Below are 14,399 nucleotides of genomic sequence, written 5' to 3'. Positions count from 1 at the left end.
GCACACCGGCGCTGTTTGGAGTGATCCGGTCCGGGCATCCCTGCGTGGTAGCAGAAGGGAGGAGGACCGTCCTGATGAGCACCGTCGAGAAGTCGATCGACGTCGACGTCCCGGTCGGCACCGCGTACGACCAGTGGACCCAGTTCGAGTCCTTCCCGCAGTTCATGGAGGGCGTCGACCGCGTCGACCAGCTCTCCCCCACCCGGACGCACTGGGTGACCTCGATCGGCGGCGTGCACCGGCAGTTCGAGGCCGAGATCACCGAGCAGAGCCCGGACGAGCGGATCGCCTGGACCTCGGTGGACGGACCCAAGCAGGCCGGGGTGGTCTCCTTCCACCCGGTGGACGCGGGCACGAGCCGGGTGATCCTCGTCGTCGACTTCGAGCCGGCCGGCCTGGTGGAGACGGTCGGCGACAAGCTCGGCTTCGTCGGGCGCCGGGTCGAGGGCGACCTCGAGCGCTTCAAGAAGTTCATCGAGTCCCGCGGGACCGCCGAGGGCGGCTGGCGCGGCCAGGTCGACCGCCAGACCCCCTGAGCGCCCGCGGCCGATCTGGACGAGGATGTTCGGTGGGGGCCCTACTCGGGGAGGAGCACTGACCATGGAGCGCGGCAGCAGCAAGCACTCGGCCCGTCTCGACGACGAGATGGAGCAGGAGGTCCAGGGATTCATGACGGCGGAGCGGCCGACGCGGGCCGAGGAGTGGAAGGAGACCGAGCCCACCGGCGAGGACCAGGTCGACCCGGGTCGTCTCGAGGCGCCCGAGGGCCTGCAGCCCGGCGTGCCGGCCGGCATGACCCAGCAGGACGTGGAGCTGCGCAGCGAGCTGGGCGAGCACCTGCCCCGCTCGGTGTTCCCGAACGACGAGTCCGGCCTGCTCGGGCACCTCGTCGACACCAACGCGCCGGAGCGGCTGCAGCAGCTGGTCCGGCAGCTGCCCACCGGCCAGGTGTACGAGCAGCTCGGCGAGGTCGTGCAGGCCCTCGGCCTGCACGAGGAGGGCGAGCGCTTCTGACGCCCGTCCGCTGATGTACGCCGGGTAGCCTGCAGGTGAACGACGGCGACGGCGACGGTGCGGGAGGCGGGGACGGTGGCGAGCGAGATCGAGCGTAAGTACGAGGTTCCGCCGGACTTCGCGGTCGACCCGCGCCTCGCCCCCGCCGGCACCACGCTCGGCGAGCCGGCCACCCACGACCTGGTCGCCGTCTACTACGACACCGCCGACCTGCGGCTGGCCGCGGACAAGGTCGCGCTGCGCCGGCGTACCGGCGGGACCGACGCCGGCTGGCACGTCAAGCGCTACCGCGCCCCGGACGAGCGGGACGAGGTCCAGCTGCCGGCCGGGCGGACCGCCGCGGTGCCGGCCGCGGTCGGGGCCGAGGTCCGCGCGATCAGCCGCGGCGCCACCCTGCGCCCGACGGTGAAGATGGCCACCCGCCGGACCGAGTGGCCGCTGCTCGACCCGGACGGCCGGGTGCTGGCGCTGGTCGCCGACGACGAGGTCGCCTCCGAGGTGGTCGCCGACCCGGCCGCGGCGCAGCGCTGGCGCGAGCTGGAGGTCGAGCTCGTCGACGGCGACCGCGAGCTGCTGCGCACGGTGGACAAGAAGCTGCGCAAGGCCGGCGCGGCCCGCTCGGCCGACCCGGCCAAGATCGCCCGCGCCCTCGACGGCCGCTGGCCCGAGGCCGAGCCCGAGCCCGGCCCGAAGGGCAGCGCCGCCGCGGTCGTCGGCGCGTACGTGCGGGCCCAGCGGGACACGATCGTCGCGTACGACCCGCGGGTCCGCCGGGACGAGCCGGACGCCGTGCACAAGATGCGGGTGGCGACCCGGCGGCTGCGCAGCACGCTGAAGACGTTCCGGCCGCTGTGGGACCGGGCCGCCGGCGACCACCTGCGGGCCGAGCTGAAGTGGCTGGCCGACGTACTCGGCCGGGTCCGCGACGCCGAGGTGATGGCGGGCCGGCTGGAGGCCACGCTGCACACGCTGCCGCCGGAGCTGGTCGTCGGCCCGGTCTCGGCCCGGCTCACCGACGGCGTCCGCGCGCGGGGGGTCAAGGACCACAAGGCGCTGGTCACCGCCCTGAACGGGCGGCGGTACGCGGCGCTGCTGGACGAGCTCGACGCGCTGCTGGCCGCGCCGCCGACCGAGCACGGCCGGCGGCCGGCGAAGACGTACGTGCCGCACCGGGTGAAGCGGACCGTGGCCGAGGTGGACCGGCTGCTGGACACCGCGGAGAAGGCCGAGCCGCACGGTCCGCCGCTGCCGGGCGTGCTGGGCCGGGACACCGCGCTGCACGAGGCCCGCAAGGCGGCCAAGCGGTCGCGGTACGGGGCCGAGGCGGCCGCTCCGGTCGGCGGCCCCGGCCCGGCCGCGCTGGCCGCGGCGATGGAGGACCTGCAGGAGCTGCTCGGCGACCAGCACGACTCGGTCGTCACCCGCGAGCTGCTGCGCGCGGCCGGCATGCAGGCGCATGGCGCCGGCGAGAACGGCTTCACCTACGGCCTGCTGCACGCGGAGATGGCCACCGAGGCGGCCGACCTGGAGGCCGGGCTGCCCGCCGCCCGCAAGGCGATCGCCCGCCCGAAGGCGACCGGCTGGCTCTAGTCGGGCTCCACGTGCAGGAGGTCCAGGACCTCCTTCTCCAGGGCCGAGCGCATCGCGTCGTCGGAGCGCCTCGTCGGCGGGACCGCGATCGTGGTGCCGCCGTGGTAGAGGTCGACCACCCGCGGGTCCACATAGGACGCCTTGCTCACGGCCGGCGTGTTGCCGAGCGCCTCGGCGACCGCGACGTACCCGGCCCGCACGGCCTTGTCCCGGCCGCGCCGGCTGGCCGGGACGGCCGTCCGGCCGAGGACGGTGGCCATGAGCACGGTCGCGTGCCAGGTGCGGAAGTCCTTGGCCGACATGTCCAGCCCCGACACCTCGCGCAGGTACTCGTTGACCGTCGCGCTCTTCACGTCGTTCCAGGAGTCCCCGTGCCGGTAGGCGAACAGCTCCGGGTTGGGGTCGTCGGCCCGGTCGTGCAGCGCGGTGACGACCGCGGCCACGCGGGCGTTGCGGACCTCCTCCTGGCGGCGGATGCCGGCCTTGGCGGTGTAGTCGAAGACGAGGCGGGCGCCGCTGACGGTGACGTGCTCCCGGCGCAGGGTGGCCAGCCCGTACGTGCTGTGCTCCTCGGCGTACTCCTCGCCGCCGACCCGGAACAGGCCGAGGTCCAGCAGCGTCGCCGCGGCGGCCAGCACCCGGTTGCGGTCGAGGTCCTCGCGGCGCAGGTCCCGGGCCCAGCGCCGGCGCAGCGCCGGCAGCTTCTCCCCCACCTGCAGCACCCGCAGGTGCTTGACCCGGTCCCGGTGCTCCCGCCAGGCGTCGTGGTAGCGGTACTGCCGGCGGCCGGCGGCGTCGGTCCCGACCGCCTGGATGTGCCCGTTCGGATACGGGCTGATCCAGACGTCCTGCCAGGCCGGCGGGATCACCAGCGCCCGGATCCGCTCGACCGCGCCCCGGTCGGTGATCCGGCTCCCGTCCACGTCCCGGTACGTCCAGCCGGTGCCGGCCCGGCGGCGGGTGAAGCCGGGCCGGTTCGGGTCGCTACGGCGCAGCCGGGGCACGGATCCCCCTCCGGGCCGCGGCCAGCACCTCGGCCACGGTGATCCGCAGCAGGCCGGGGTCGGGCTCGGCGCCGTGCGGGTCGCCCCGGCCGCCGGACCAGAGCACGGTGTGCGGCCCGGAGCGCGGGCCCCACTCGGCCGGCGGGGTCGGGCCGAACAGCAGCACCGACGGCGTCCCGTACGCGGTGGCGAGGTGGGCGACGCCGGTGTCCCCGCAGACCACCAGCGCGGCCTCGGCCACCAGCGCGGCCAGCCCGGTCAGCCCGGTCGGCACCCACTCGGCCCCGACCGCGGCGGCCAGGTCGCGTTCGGACGGTCCGGCGGTGACCACGACCCGGTGCCCGTCCGCGGCCAGTTCCCGGGCCACCGCGGCGAACCGGTCGACCGGCCAGCGCCGCGACCCCGACGCCGCGCCCGGGTGGACCACCACCGCCCCCGGCGCCGGGCTCGGCTCGTCCGGCCGGTCCAGCCGGAGGTCGCCCGGATCGGCCGGGACGCCGTACCAGGACAGCAGCCGGCACCAGCGGTCGACCTCGTGCTCCCCGTCCGTCCACATCGGACCGAGGCCGTACGACCAGAGCTCGGCCGGCCCGGTCGCCCGCAGCAGCCGGGTCGACTGCGGCCCGCGGCCGTGCAGGTTCACCGCGAGGGCCGGCCCGTCCGTCCGGAGTGGACCGTCCAATCCGGACCGCGGCAGCACCGCGTCGACCGTGCCGGACAGCCGGGCCAAGGGTTCCAGCGCGGCCGGCCCGGCCAGCACCAGGCGGTGCCCGGGCCGGGCCCGCCGCAGTCCCCGCAGCGCCGGCACCGCGGTCAGCAGATCGCCCAGCCCGAGCGCCCGCAGCACCAGCAGGTCGGCTACGGCCACGAGCTCTCCACCGACGGCGTCACCACCAGCTCGCGCACCTCGCAGCCGGCGGGCTGGCGCAGCGCGAACAGCACGGTCGCGGCCACGTTCGCCGGGTCGTTGAGCTTCGCGTCCGCCGGCGGCTTGTACTTCTCGTCCCGGTCGTCGAAGAACGCGGTCTGCATCCCGCCCGGCACCAGCATCGTCACGCCGACCGTGCCCTGCAGCTCGGCCGCCAGCGCCCGGGTGAACCCGACCACCCCGAACTTCGACGCACAGTATGCGGTGGCGTCCGACAGCGCCCGGAACCCCAGCGTCGAGGCGCAGGTGACGACCCGGCCGTGCGACGCGGTCAGGTACGGCAGCGCGGCCCGCACCACCGCGGCGGTGCCGATCAGGTTGACCAGGATCACCCGGTCCCAGTCGGCACCGTCGACGTCGGCCAGCATGCCGCACTTGTCCGTACCGGCCGGGGTGAAGACGGCATCCAGACCGCCGGCCCGCTCCGCGATCGCCCGGACCGCGGCCTCGGCCGCCCGGGCGTCGGCCAGGTCGACCACCTCGAAGTCGGCGATCGCGTCCTTCACCTCCGCCGGTGGCGGCACCCGGTCCAGCACCAGCGCGGTCCCGCCCGCCTGTGCCACCGCCAGCGCGGTCGCCGCGCCGAGCCCGGACGCTCCTCCGGTCACCAGCACCGTCCCCAGTGGACGCTCAGCCATCCTGCCTCCCAGCAGTAGTCATCTCGTCGTTCCCACTCAGCTCGCCGCCGGCCGTCTCCACCAGGCGGGTGGTCGAGCGGCCGGCCAGGTACGGCACGACCACGACCTGCCCGTCCCAGCCGGCCAGCAGCTCGGTCTCCGGCAGCGCCGGTGCGGCGTAGTCGCCGCCCTTCACCCACACGTCGGGCCGGATCGCGTCGAGCACCGCCAGCGGGGTGTCCTCGGCGAACACGGTCACCGCGTCGACGGCGCCGAGCGCCTCCAGCACCCGGACCCGGTCCCGGGCCGGCACCAGCGGCCGGCCCGCACCTTTGAGCCGGCGGACCGACTCGTCGGAGTTGAGGCAGACGACCAGGCAGTCCCCGAGCCGCCGGGCCGCCTCCAGGGTCGCGACGTGCCCGGCGTGCAGAAGGTCGAAACAGCCGCCGGTGGCGACCACGACGCCGCCGGCGGCCCGGGTCCGGCGGACCACCTCGGCCGCCGGCCGGCTCACCGCGGCCGTCCCGGACCGGCCCACCCCGACAGGGCCGGGCCGGTCCGGAACAGCCAGTCCCGGATCCACCATGGACAGTGCCGAGCCGGCAGCCGACGCCACCGATCCGCCCGGCGCCGCCGACGGACTGCCGGACGGCGCCGACAGGACAGGGGCCAGCGAGGCCGGCCCACCGGCGGCGACGTAGGCCGACGCGGCCGCCACGCCGGCGGTGACGGCCTCGCTCGGCAGCGCCCCGGCCGCGAGCCGGACCGTCACCGTCGCGGCGAACCGGTCCCCCGCTCCGCACGGGTCCCCGCCCGCTGCCTGCGACACCGGCACGGCCAGCGGTACGTCGTCCGGTCCGGCCAGCAGCGCGCCGCGCGGGCCGAGCGTCACCGCGACCCCGGCCGCCCGCCACCGCCGGGCCAGCAGCCGGGCCGCCCGCGCCGCCGCGGCGACCGTCCCGCCGTCCGCGGACAGGCCGGTGAACCGCAGCGCTTCGGCCAGGTTCGGCGTCGCCACCCGGACTCCGGGCACCGGCTCGGCCCCGCGCGGGTGCGGGTCCCAGACCACCGGCACCGACGCGGTCGCCGCGGCCAGCGCCGAGCGCAGCCTGGCGTCCGCGCTCAGCCCCCGGCCGTAGTCGGAGACCAGCAGCGCCCCGGCACCGTGGACGGCTGCCCGCATCGCCGCGGTGACCACCGGCGGCCCGGGTGCGGCCTCCTCCCGGTCCAGCCGCAGCAGCGACTGCCCGGCGACCCGGATCCGCTCCTTCACCGGCGTCCGCCCCGGCAACCGGCCGGCGATCACGGTCACGCCCGCGGCGGCCAGCAGCGCGGCGACCCGCTCCCCGGCCGGGTCGTCGCCGAGCGCGGTGACGAGCACGACCTCGCCCGCGTCCCGGGCGGCCAGCAGCGCCGCCAGCCCGGCCCCGCCCGGCCGCTCGGCCTCGGTCAGCGCGCTGACCACCGGCACCGGGGCGTCCGGGCTGAGCCGGTCGGCCCGTCCGGACAGGTCCCGGTCCAGCAGCACGTCGCCGACGACGACCAGCGGGCCCCTCACGCGGGCGTGGTCTCGAGCGCGTCGGCGGCGGGCTCGACCCGGCCGAGCACGTCCTCGTACACGGCCAGGGTGCCGGCGGCGATGCGGTCCCAGGAGTAGCGGGAGCGGGCCCGGTCCACGCCCGCGGTCCCGTACGCCTCCCGCCAGAACGGCTCGGCCAGCAGTTGCCGCATGGCGGCGGCCAGCCGGTCCGGCCGGCGGGACGGCACCAGCGTGCCGGTCGCGCCGTCCACGACCGTGTCCAGGAACCCGCCGGTCGCGCCGGCGATCACCGGCACCCCGCAGGCCATCGCCTCCAGCGGCACGATCCCGAACGGCTCGTACCAGGGCGTGCAGACGACGACGTCGGCCGAGCGCATCAGCACGGGCATGTCCGCCCGGGACACCGCGCCGGCCAGCCGGACCCGGTCGGCCACGCCGAACCGCTCGGCCAGCCGCATCAGCCGGGCCGCCTCCGGATCGGTGGTCATCCGGTCCGCGACCGGGCCACCGGCGATGATCAGCTCTGCCTCCGGGACCGCGGCCAGCGCCCGGATGACGGTGTCGAAACCCTTGCGCGGCACCAGCCGGCCGACACACAGCACCCGCGGCCGCTCGCCCCGTTCGGCGACCGGCCCGTCCGGCCGGAACTGTTCGACGTCCACCCCGGACGGCACCACCGCGATCCGGTCGCGGGTCGCGCCCATCGCCAGCAGCTCGCCGACCTCGTCGGAGGACAGCGCGATGATCCGGGCGGCGTCGTGCGCCAGTGCCCGCTCGAACCGGATCCGGGTCGGCGGGCTGGTGTCCTGCTGGCCCTGGAAGCGCTGCTTGGTCACCCCCAGCGCGTGGAAGGTCTGCACCACCGGCACGTCCAGCTCCCGGGTGGCGGCCAGCGCGGCCAGCCCGGACATCCAGAAGTGGGCGTGCACGAGGTCCGGCGGGGCCGCGGCCAGCTGCGCCGCCAGGGCCGAGCCGAACTTGCCGATCAGCGGCAGCAGGTCGTCCTTGGGCAGCGGCGTCGCCGGCCCGGCGTCCAGGTGCGTGACGAGCACCCCGTCCGCCGTCCGGATCTGGGCCGGCAGGTCGGCCGAATCGCGTCGCGTGTAGACGGTCACCTCGTGCCCGGCCCGCGCCAGCGCGCGGGACAGGGCCTCGACGTGCACGTTCTGACCACCCGCGTCGACCCCCCCGACCACGGCAAGCGGGCTGGCGTGCTCGGACACCATGGCGATCCTCATCGGGTCACCTCCTTGAGAAGTCGGTCCCAGTCGTGCAGGAAGCGGGACAGCCCGTACCGGTCCAGGGCAGCGCGGCGGGCCACGCGGCCCGCCGCAGCGGCCGCGTCACGGTCGGCGAGCAGCCGGCGTACTCCATCGCTCAGCACGTCCATCCGGTTCGAACAGACCCCGGCACCCGGCGGCACCGCCTCGACCGCCTCGGTGGTGGCCAACGCCACCACCGGCATCCCGAGGTGCATGGCCTCGACCAGCGACAGGCCGAGCGATGTCCATCGGAACGGGTGCAGATACACCCTGCGCCGTGCGAGCGCATCGTGCATCTCGAGCTGGGGCAGATCGTGAGCGACGACACCCTCCACCTGGTCCGTGTTCATGCCGAACAGGTCGAGCGGGGCGATCCCGGCGAAGACCGGCAGCAGATCGGCCCCGACCAGCCGGCCGCGCCGGACCGGGTCGTTCACCACCACCGCGGCCCGGGCCAGCTCGCCGGTCCACAGTGGACCCGGGTCCGGTACGCCGTGCTCGATCACCACCGTGGGCGCCCGGCCCGAGTCCCACATCAGCGCGTTGAAGTGGGTCACGTGCACGATCGGGATGTCATCCCGGTCGGCCAGCGGGTGCCGGGTGCGCGGCACGTCCCCGCGCGGGCAGTCGTGCTCGACGTACACGGCCGGGACGTCGCGGCCGACCCGCCGGCCGCCGAGCCAGGTGTCGGCCAGCTCCAGGTCGCGCGGGCGCTGCAGCACGACCACGTCGACCGGCTCGGCGGCCAGCTGCGCCGGGGTCACCTCCCGGACCGCCGCCGGCCAGTCGTACGTCCGCGCCCGGCCGCGGCCGTCCGGGCCGCGGTCCGGGACGACCGGGACGAGGTGGTCGTGCGCGCCCCGGACGAACGCGGTGCTCCAGGCCCCGTGCACGTGCCAGCTGAGGACCCTCATGCCGCACCGGCCAGCTTCTCGACCGCGACGACGACGTCGTCCGCGGTCACCGTGTCCAGGCAGGGGTGCCCGGGGATCGGGCAGACCGTCGCCCGGGTGGCCCGGCAGGGCGCGTCCTGGTCGCCGAGCAGGACGCTCGGCACGCCGTACGGGGCCCAGCGGGCGGCCGGGACGACCGGGGCGAACAGCGAGACGACCGGGGTGCCGACCGCGGCGGCGAGGTGCGCCGGGCCGGTGTTGCCGACCACCACCACTGCTGCCCCGGCCAGCACCGCCGCCAGCTCCGCGAAACTCGTCCGCCCACCCAGATCCAGCACGCCCGCCCCGGCACCCGCCCGCGCGCCGGCACCCGGCCCCGGCCCAGCCGCCGCGGCCGGCCCAGCGACGGCGGCCGTCAGGGCGGTCTCGGCCGGCCCGCCGGTGACCAGGACGCGATGCCCGGCCGCGGCCAACGCCCGCACCGCGCCGGCGCACCGGTCCGGCGACCAGGCCCGGGCCGGCACCGACGCGCCCGGGTGCAGCACCACGTACGGCCCGGGTCCGGTGAGGTGGTCCACCGCCGGCAGCGGCCGGCGCACCCGCAGCCGCCCGTCGTCCCCGGGCGGCAGCCCGAACCCGGCCGCCGCCGCGGTCGACAGTCCCCGCTCGGCCTCCGGCAGGTCCTCCTCGACGCGGTGCCGGACGTCCAGCAGCGAGCCCGGGTAGTCCGCGCTGATCGCGGTCACATGCCGGACCCCGGCCAGCCGCAGCAGCAACGCCAGCGGCAACGCCGACTGGTGGTACGAGGTGAGCACGACCGCCGCATCCAGCCGCAGGAACCGCAGCGTCGCGACCAGACCGTCCACATCGGACCGCTCGACCGGCTCGGGCGCCGGGTCGATCCACGGCGCCCGCCATTCGATCGTCTCGGTCACCCCGGGCAGCAGCGCCGCCGCCTGCCGGCCGCGCGGTCCGGTCAGCAGCACGACCTCGGCCGCGGCGGCGACGGCCCGCACCGCCGGCCCGGCCAGCAGCACGTCGCCCTCATTGTCCAACCGCGCCACCAGCACCCGCTGCGGACCGGCCGAGGCGGACGGAGCGTTCACGACCGCCCCACCATCGCCAGGGCGACCTCCACCGCGGACGCGAGATCGGCCGCGACCACCGGCGCGGCCGCCACCTCCTCGGGCCGGGTCACCGCGGTCGGCACCAGCACCGACCGCGCGCCGGCGGCCCGGGCCGCGCCGAGGTCCCCGCCGATGTCCCCGATCACCACGCACCGCTCCGGCGGCACGCCGAGCGCGGCCGCCGCGGCCAGCACCAGCCCCGGCTGCGGCTTGCGGCACCCGCAGGCGGCGTCCGGCCGGTGCGGGCACAGCTGCCAGGTGTCGAACGGCCCGAGCAGCTCCTCGACCCGCGCGTTGACGAGGTCGACCTGGTCGCGGGTGACGTACCCGCGGCCGATGCCGGACTGGTTGGTCACCACCCCGAGCGGCACCCCGCCGGCCCGCAGCCGGTCCAGCGCCGCCAGCGCCCCCGGCACCGGCTCCACCAGCGCCGGGTCGCCGTTGTACGGGACGTCGTGCACGAGCGTGCCGTCCCGGTCGAAGAGGACCGCGTACCGCGGCGCGCGCAGCGGCCGCTCCCCCCGGGCGGTGAGCTCGCCCCGGACCCGGTGCGCCACCGCGACCGGCGGGATCACCGCCGAGGTCGCCAGCATGGTGGCCACCTCGGCCGGCGTCCGGGGCCCGGGCGCGATCCGGGCCCGGGCGAACTCCGCCGTCCCGGCCAGCCACGCCAGCCCCGCCCCGACCGCCAGCTTCCTGTTTCGTGTCACGACACCGACCAACGAGACGAGCGCGGCCGAGGTGACCATGACGTGCCGGGGCAGCCGCCCGCGGCCGGCACCGGCCCGCTCCCGCCAGGTCCGCCCGTGCAGCCGGCGCAGCAGCGCGTCGTCTGCGTTGCCGGCCTGGGTCCGTACGGACACCCAGCGCGAGGCCGGCCGGACCGGGTGCTCGACCTGCCGCGCACCCCGGACCAGCGTGAAGCCGGCGTCCAGCAGCCGCAGGGCCAGGTCGGCGTCCTCCCGGTACGCCCGCGGGAACCGCTCGTCGAAGCCGCCGACCCGGACCAGCGCCGGGCGCCGGAAGGCCATGTCCGCCGTCGCCCAGGCCGCGCCGGCCAGCCCCGCGGTCACCCGCTCCCAGTCGGTCGGGCGGCGGCCGGCCGGCAGCGGCACCCGCAGCCGGCCCTGCGACCCGGCCACCGCCGCGGGCAGCCCGGCCAGGTCCCGGACCAGGTCCGCCGTCCAGGACGGCCCCGGCCGTACGTCGTCGTCGAGGAAGGCGACCCAGGGCGTCGTCGCCGCCCGCCAGCCGAGGTTGCGGGCCGCGGCCGGCCCGCGGGCCGTACCCGGCACGACCCGGATCGGCGCCCAGGCCGGCAGGTCCAGGGCGCGGTCGGTCACCCGGCGGTCGTCCACCACCAGCACCGCCGCGGGAACCGGCCCGGTCCCGGCCGCGAGCGCGTCGAGCAGGACCCGCAGCGACGGGCGCCCGACGGTCGGGACGACCACCGAGAAAGCTGTCACGAGAGCGGCCGCCGGACCAGGTACGGCCCGAGGACGAGCACGTCCACCGGGGCCGACCCGAACAGCTCCAGCGCGTCCCGCGGGTCGTCCACGATCGGCCGCCCGGCCGTGTTCAGCGACGTGTTCACCAGGCAGGGCAGCCCGGTCCGCCGCTCGAACGCGGTGAGCAGCGCCGCCACCCCGGGCTCCCGCTCCGGGTCGACCGTCTGGGCCCGGGCCGTGCCGTCGACGTGCACGACGGCCGGGATCCGGTCCCGCCACTCGTCCCGGACCCGGTGCACGAACAGCATGTACGGCGAGGGCAGCGGCCCCTCGAACACGTCCGCCGCCCGGTCCAGCCGGATCATCGGCGCCACCGGCCGGAACTGCTCCCGGCCCTTGACGTCGTTGAGCTTCGTCAGGGTCTCCCGCCGGCCGGGGTTGGCCAGCAGGGAGCGGTGCCCGAGCGCGCGCGGGCCGTATTCGGCGCGACCGGCGAACCAGGCCACCACCCCGTCCGCGGCCAGCACGTCGGCGACCTCACCGGCCAGGTCGGCCGGTCGCGTGTACGGCCAGCGGGCGGTGTCCAGCCAGGCCGCGAGCTCGGCGTCGGTCCAGCCCCGGCCGAGGTCGGCGCCGGCCATCGGCTCGGCCCGCTCCCCCGCGGCCGCGGCCACGTGCAGCGCGCCGCCGAGCGCGGTGCCGGCGTCCCCGGCCGCCGGCTGCACCCAGACCGTCTCGTACGGCCCCTCGGCCGCCAGCCGCGAGTTGGCCACGCAGTTCAGCGCGACCCCGCCGGCCATCGTCAGCGCCTTCTCCCCGGTCTGCCGGTGCAGCCAGGTCGCCAGCTCCAGCAGCACCTCCTCCAGGCGGACCTGCACGCTCGCGGCCAGGTCGGCGTGCTCGGCGGTGAACTCGTCGGCCGCGGCCCGGCGCTTGGCCAGCGCGTCCCAGGCGACCGGGTCGGTCCGGAAGCCGCCGTCGCCGGTGGCCCGGATCGCCTCGCGCAGCAGCGGCAGGTGCCGCGGCGTCCCGTACGAGGCCAGCGCCATCACCTTGTACTCGTCGGAGGAGCGCAGGAAGCCCAGGTGCTCGGTGACGTCCTCGTAGAGCAGGCCGAGCGAGTGCGGCAGCGACTGGGAGGCCAGGACGGTCAGCGTGCCGTCGGCCGCGTACCGCCCGGCGAGGTGGGAGACGGCCTCGCCGCGGCCGTCGAGCACGAGCACCGCGGACTCGCGCTGCGGCGCGGCCAACCCGGCCGAGGCGGCGTGGGCGATGTGGTGCGGGACGTAGCGCACGGCGTCCGGGTCCAGCCCGGGAAGCGCGGTGGCCAGGAACTGCGGCGCCCGCTGCGCGTACGTGGTCCGCAGCGAGTCCCAGGGGTCCTCGACCCCGACCTCGGCCGGCGGGCGGACCAGCGCCGGGTCGAACGAGTACGTCACGACGTCCACGTCCGCGGCGGTCAGCCCGGCCCGTTCCAGGCACCAGGCCGCGGCCAGCTCCGGCAGCTCCCAGGCCGCGAACGGCACCGGCCGCTTGCCGTGCTTGCGGCGGCTGAACCGCTCCTCCTCGGCCGCGGCGACGACCTCGCCGTCGACGACGAGGGCGGCGGCCGGGTCGTGGTAGATCGCGTTGATGCCGAGGACACGCACGCAGGAAACCTCCGGTAGGCGATCTCGGCGCCGTCACAGAGATGAACCGGCGCCGAGACACGGGGGGATGCCTGCGGCTCAAGCATCGGCGCCGTAATGGTTCCCCGGCGCACCCGCCAGTCAAACCCGAACGGACGAGAACCGCTACTCAGCGCGCCCGGAAGAGACCTTTGCGGGGGACCCTGCGGCGGCCCGACCGCGGACAGGCGTCGGCCCGGTCCCCCGCGAGGGGAACCGGGCCGTGAGGTATCACCACCGGGACTCAGACAGCGCCGGCTTCCAACCTCGTCATCCCCGACTGATGCCAGGCCTTAGGTGAAGATGCTCACCCCGCCCGGCCCGACAAGCAGGCCCACCACGATGAGCACGATGCCGAACAGCAGCGCGCCGCGGACGATCTGGACGATCCCGGCGATGACCAGGATGACTGCGAGGATCCAGAGGATGAATTCCATGGCGTCTTGTTACCCCCTGAAAATGACTGTCCAAACAGGACGGTGGGTGATCTTCGACTACTCTGGGTGCGCGGTCGGATGCGGCTCCGCGGTCACTTCCGGAGGGACCGCGCGCTCTCCCGGTTGTTCGCCTTCCGGAGGGCCTCGACGAGCTCGTCCTTGGTCATCCGGGACCGGCCCCGGACGTCCAGGCGCTTCGCCAGCTCCATCAGGTGGGCCTTGGACGCGTTGGCGTCCACGCCGCCCGGGGTCGGCCGGGACTTGCGGGACGCGCGGCCGGACCGGGCCGCCTGAGCGTCCGACGGACCCTTCTCGTCCTTCTGCTCCCAGTGGTCGCCGACCTTCTCGTACGAGTGCTTGAGCGAGGAGAACGCGGTGCGATGGGCGCGCTCACCCTCCCCGTACTCCTCGACGGCCGAGTCGTGCGTCTTCGACCACGTCTCCTGCGCTTTCTTGGGCGACCGCTGGAGCGTCGCCGGCAGGTCCTTCTTGGCGGGCATCGACCCTCACCTCCTGGACCGGGTCATACCCCGGAAAGCCGGAAGGGCACCGGCCGGGTCGCGGCTGGTGCCCTTCCGGCAGGTCGCCGATCAGCGCTTGAACGCGTCCTTGACCTTGTCGCCGGCGTCCTTGACCTTCTCGCCGGCGTCCTTCACGTCCGCCTCGGTCTGCTGGCCGCGACCCTCGTTGCGCATCTCCTCGTCGTCGGTGGCCGCGCCGACCGCCTCTTTGCCGCGTCCGGCCGCACGGTCAGCGGCATTGCCGATCTTGTCGTCGAGTCCCATGACACTGGTCTACCCACCAAATTCCGCTCTATCCGCGACCGCGACCCCGATCGCGGTCGCGGTCGCCGGGTAGTGGACCGCCCCCGA

General features: G+C 76.1%; 15 protein-coding genes. 3 read left to right on the top strand and 12 right to left on the bottom strand.

The genetic code is table 11. The features are described 5' to 3' along the window. Positions 1 to 74: 74 nt before the first annotated feature. From VGP36_09880 to VGP36_09870, 3 genes are all read left to right on the top strand, one after another. Positions 75 to 536, top strand: a complete 462-nt coding sequence (locus VGP36_09880) for an SRPBCC family protein (protein ID HEV7655019.1) — start codon at positions 75 to 77, stop codon at positions 534 to 536. A gap of 64 nt (positions 537 to 600) precedes the next feature. Beyond that, on the top strand, positions 601 to 1,014 hold the full coding sequence (locus VGP36_09875) for a hypothetical protein (GenBank protein ID HEV7655018.1): 414 nt from the start codon (positions 601 to 603) through the stop codon (positions 1,012 to 1,014). Positions 1,015 to 1,089: 75 nt separating this feature from the next. Beyond that, positions 1,090 to 2,604: a CYTH and CHAD domain-containing protein gene (locus tag VGP36_09870; protein HEV7655017.1), complete on the top strand. Its 1,515-nt coding sequence runs from the start codon at positions 1,090 to 1,092 to the stop codon at positions 2,602 to 2,604. Here VGP36_09870 and VGP36_09865 read toward each other — a convergent pair. The 12 genes from VGP36_09865 to VGP36_09810 all read right to left on the bottom strand — a co-directional run bounded on the left by VGP36_09865 (position 2,601) and on the right by VGP36_09810 (position 14,312). Next, entirely contained in the window at positions 2,601 to 3,608 is a 1,008-nt protein-coding gene (locus tag VGP36_09865; GenBank protein ID HEV7655016.1) for a DNA topoisomerase IB, read from the bottom strand. The genes VGP36_09870 and VGP36_09865 overlap by 4 nt on opposite strands. Continuing rightward, on the bottom strand, positions 3,589 to 4,476 hold the full coding sequence (locus VGP36_09860) for a glycosyltransferase family 9 protein (protein HEV7655015.1): 888 nt from the start codon (positions 4,474 to 4,476) through the stop codon (positions 3,589 to 3,591). Before VGP36_09860 ends, VGP36_09865 begins: the two co-directional genes overlap by 20 nt. Further along, positions 4,467 to 5,174 (bottom strand): SDR family oxidoreductase, encoded by a 708-nt coding sequence (locus tag VGP36_09855; GenBank protein HEV7655014.1) that lies wholly within the window; start codon positions 5,172 to 5,174, stop codon positions 4,467 to 4,469. The genes VGP36_09860 and VGP36_09855 overlap by 10 nt, the downstream gene beginning before the upstream one ends. After that, a complete protein-coding gene (locus VGP36_09850; GenBank protein HEV7655013.1) occupies positions 5,167 to 6,711 on the bottom strand; it encodes a PfkB family carbohydrate kinase in 1,545 nt (514 codons plus the stop codon). Before VGP36_09850 ends, VGP36_09855 begins: the two co-directional genes overlap by 8 nt. Then, a complete protein-coding gene (locus tag VGP36_09845) occupies positions 6,708 to 7,931 on the bottom strand; it encodes a glycosyltransferase (protein ID HEV7655012.1) in 1,224 nt (407 codons plus the stop codon). Before VGP36_09845 ends, VGP36_09850 begins: the two co-directional genes overlap by 4 nt. Further along, complete coding sequence (locus VGP36_09840; protein ID HEV7655011.1) at positions 7,928 to 8,869, bottom strand: glycosyltransferase; 942 nt, start codon at positions 8,867 to 8,869, stop codon at positions 7,928 to 7,930. The genes VGP36_09845 and VGP36_09840 overlap by 4 nt, the downstream gene beginning before the upstream one ends. After that, a complete protein-coding gene (locus VGP36_09835; GenBank protein HEV7655010.1) occupies positions 8,866 to 9,954 on the bottom strand; it encodes a glycosyltransferase family 9 protein in 1,089 nt (362 codons plus the stop codon). The genes VGP36_09840 and VGP36_09835 overlap by 4 nt, the downstream gene beginning before the upstream one ends. Further along, positions 9,951 to 11,426, bottom strand: coding sequence for an HAD-IIIA family hydrolase (locus VGP36_09830; protein ID HEV7655009.1), 1,476 nt, complete (start codon positions 11,424 to 11,426; stop codon positions 9,951 to 9,953). Before VGP36_09830 ends, VGP36_09835 begins: the two co-directional genes overlap by 4 nt. A gap of 11 nt (positions 11,427 to 11,437) precedes the next feature. Continuing rightward, a complete protein-coding gene (locus VGP36_09825; GenBank protein HEV7655008.1) occupies positions 11,438 to 13,072 on the bottom strand; it encodes a carbamoyltransferase C-terminal domain-containing protein in 1,635 nt (544 codons plus the stop codon). Positions 13,073 to 13,383: 311 nt separating this feature from the next. Then, positions 13,384 to 13,527, bottom strand: coding sequence for a GPGG-motif small membrane protein (locus tag VGP36_09820; protein ID HEV7655007.1), 144 nt, complete (start codon positions 13,525 to 13,527; stop codon positions 13,384 to 13,386). 92 nt (positions 13,528 to 13,619) lie between these two features. Continuing rightward, entirely contained in the window at positions 13,620 to 14,027 is a 408-nt protein-coding gene (locus VGP36_09815) for a ChaB family protein (GenBank protein HEV7655006.1), read from the bottom strand. A 90-nt stretch (positions 14,028 to 14,117) separates the two neighbouring features. Further along, a complete protein-coding gene (locus VGP36_09810; protein ID HEV7655005.1) occupies positions 14,118 to 14,312 on the bottom strand; it encodes a CsbD family protein in 195 nt (64 codons plus the stop codon). Positions 14,313 to 14,399: the final 87 nt, after the last annotated feature.

The sequence above is a fragment of the Mycobacteriales bacterium genome, from assembly GCA_035995165.1.
Lineage (GTDB): Bacteria > Actinomycetota > Actinomycetes > Mycobacteriales > CADCTP01 > CADCTP01.
Note: the sequence above shows the minus strand (reverse complement) of the source record. Positions and strands in the feature narration are given on the sequence as shown.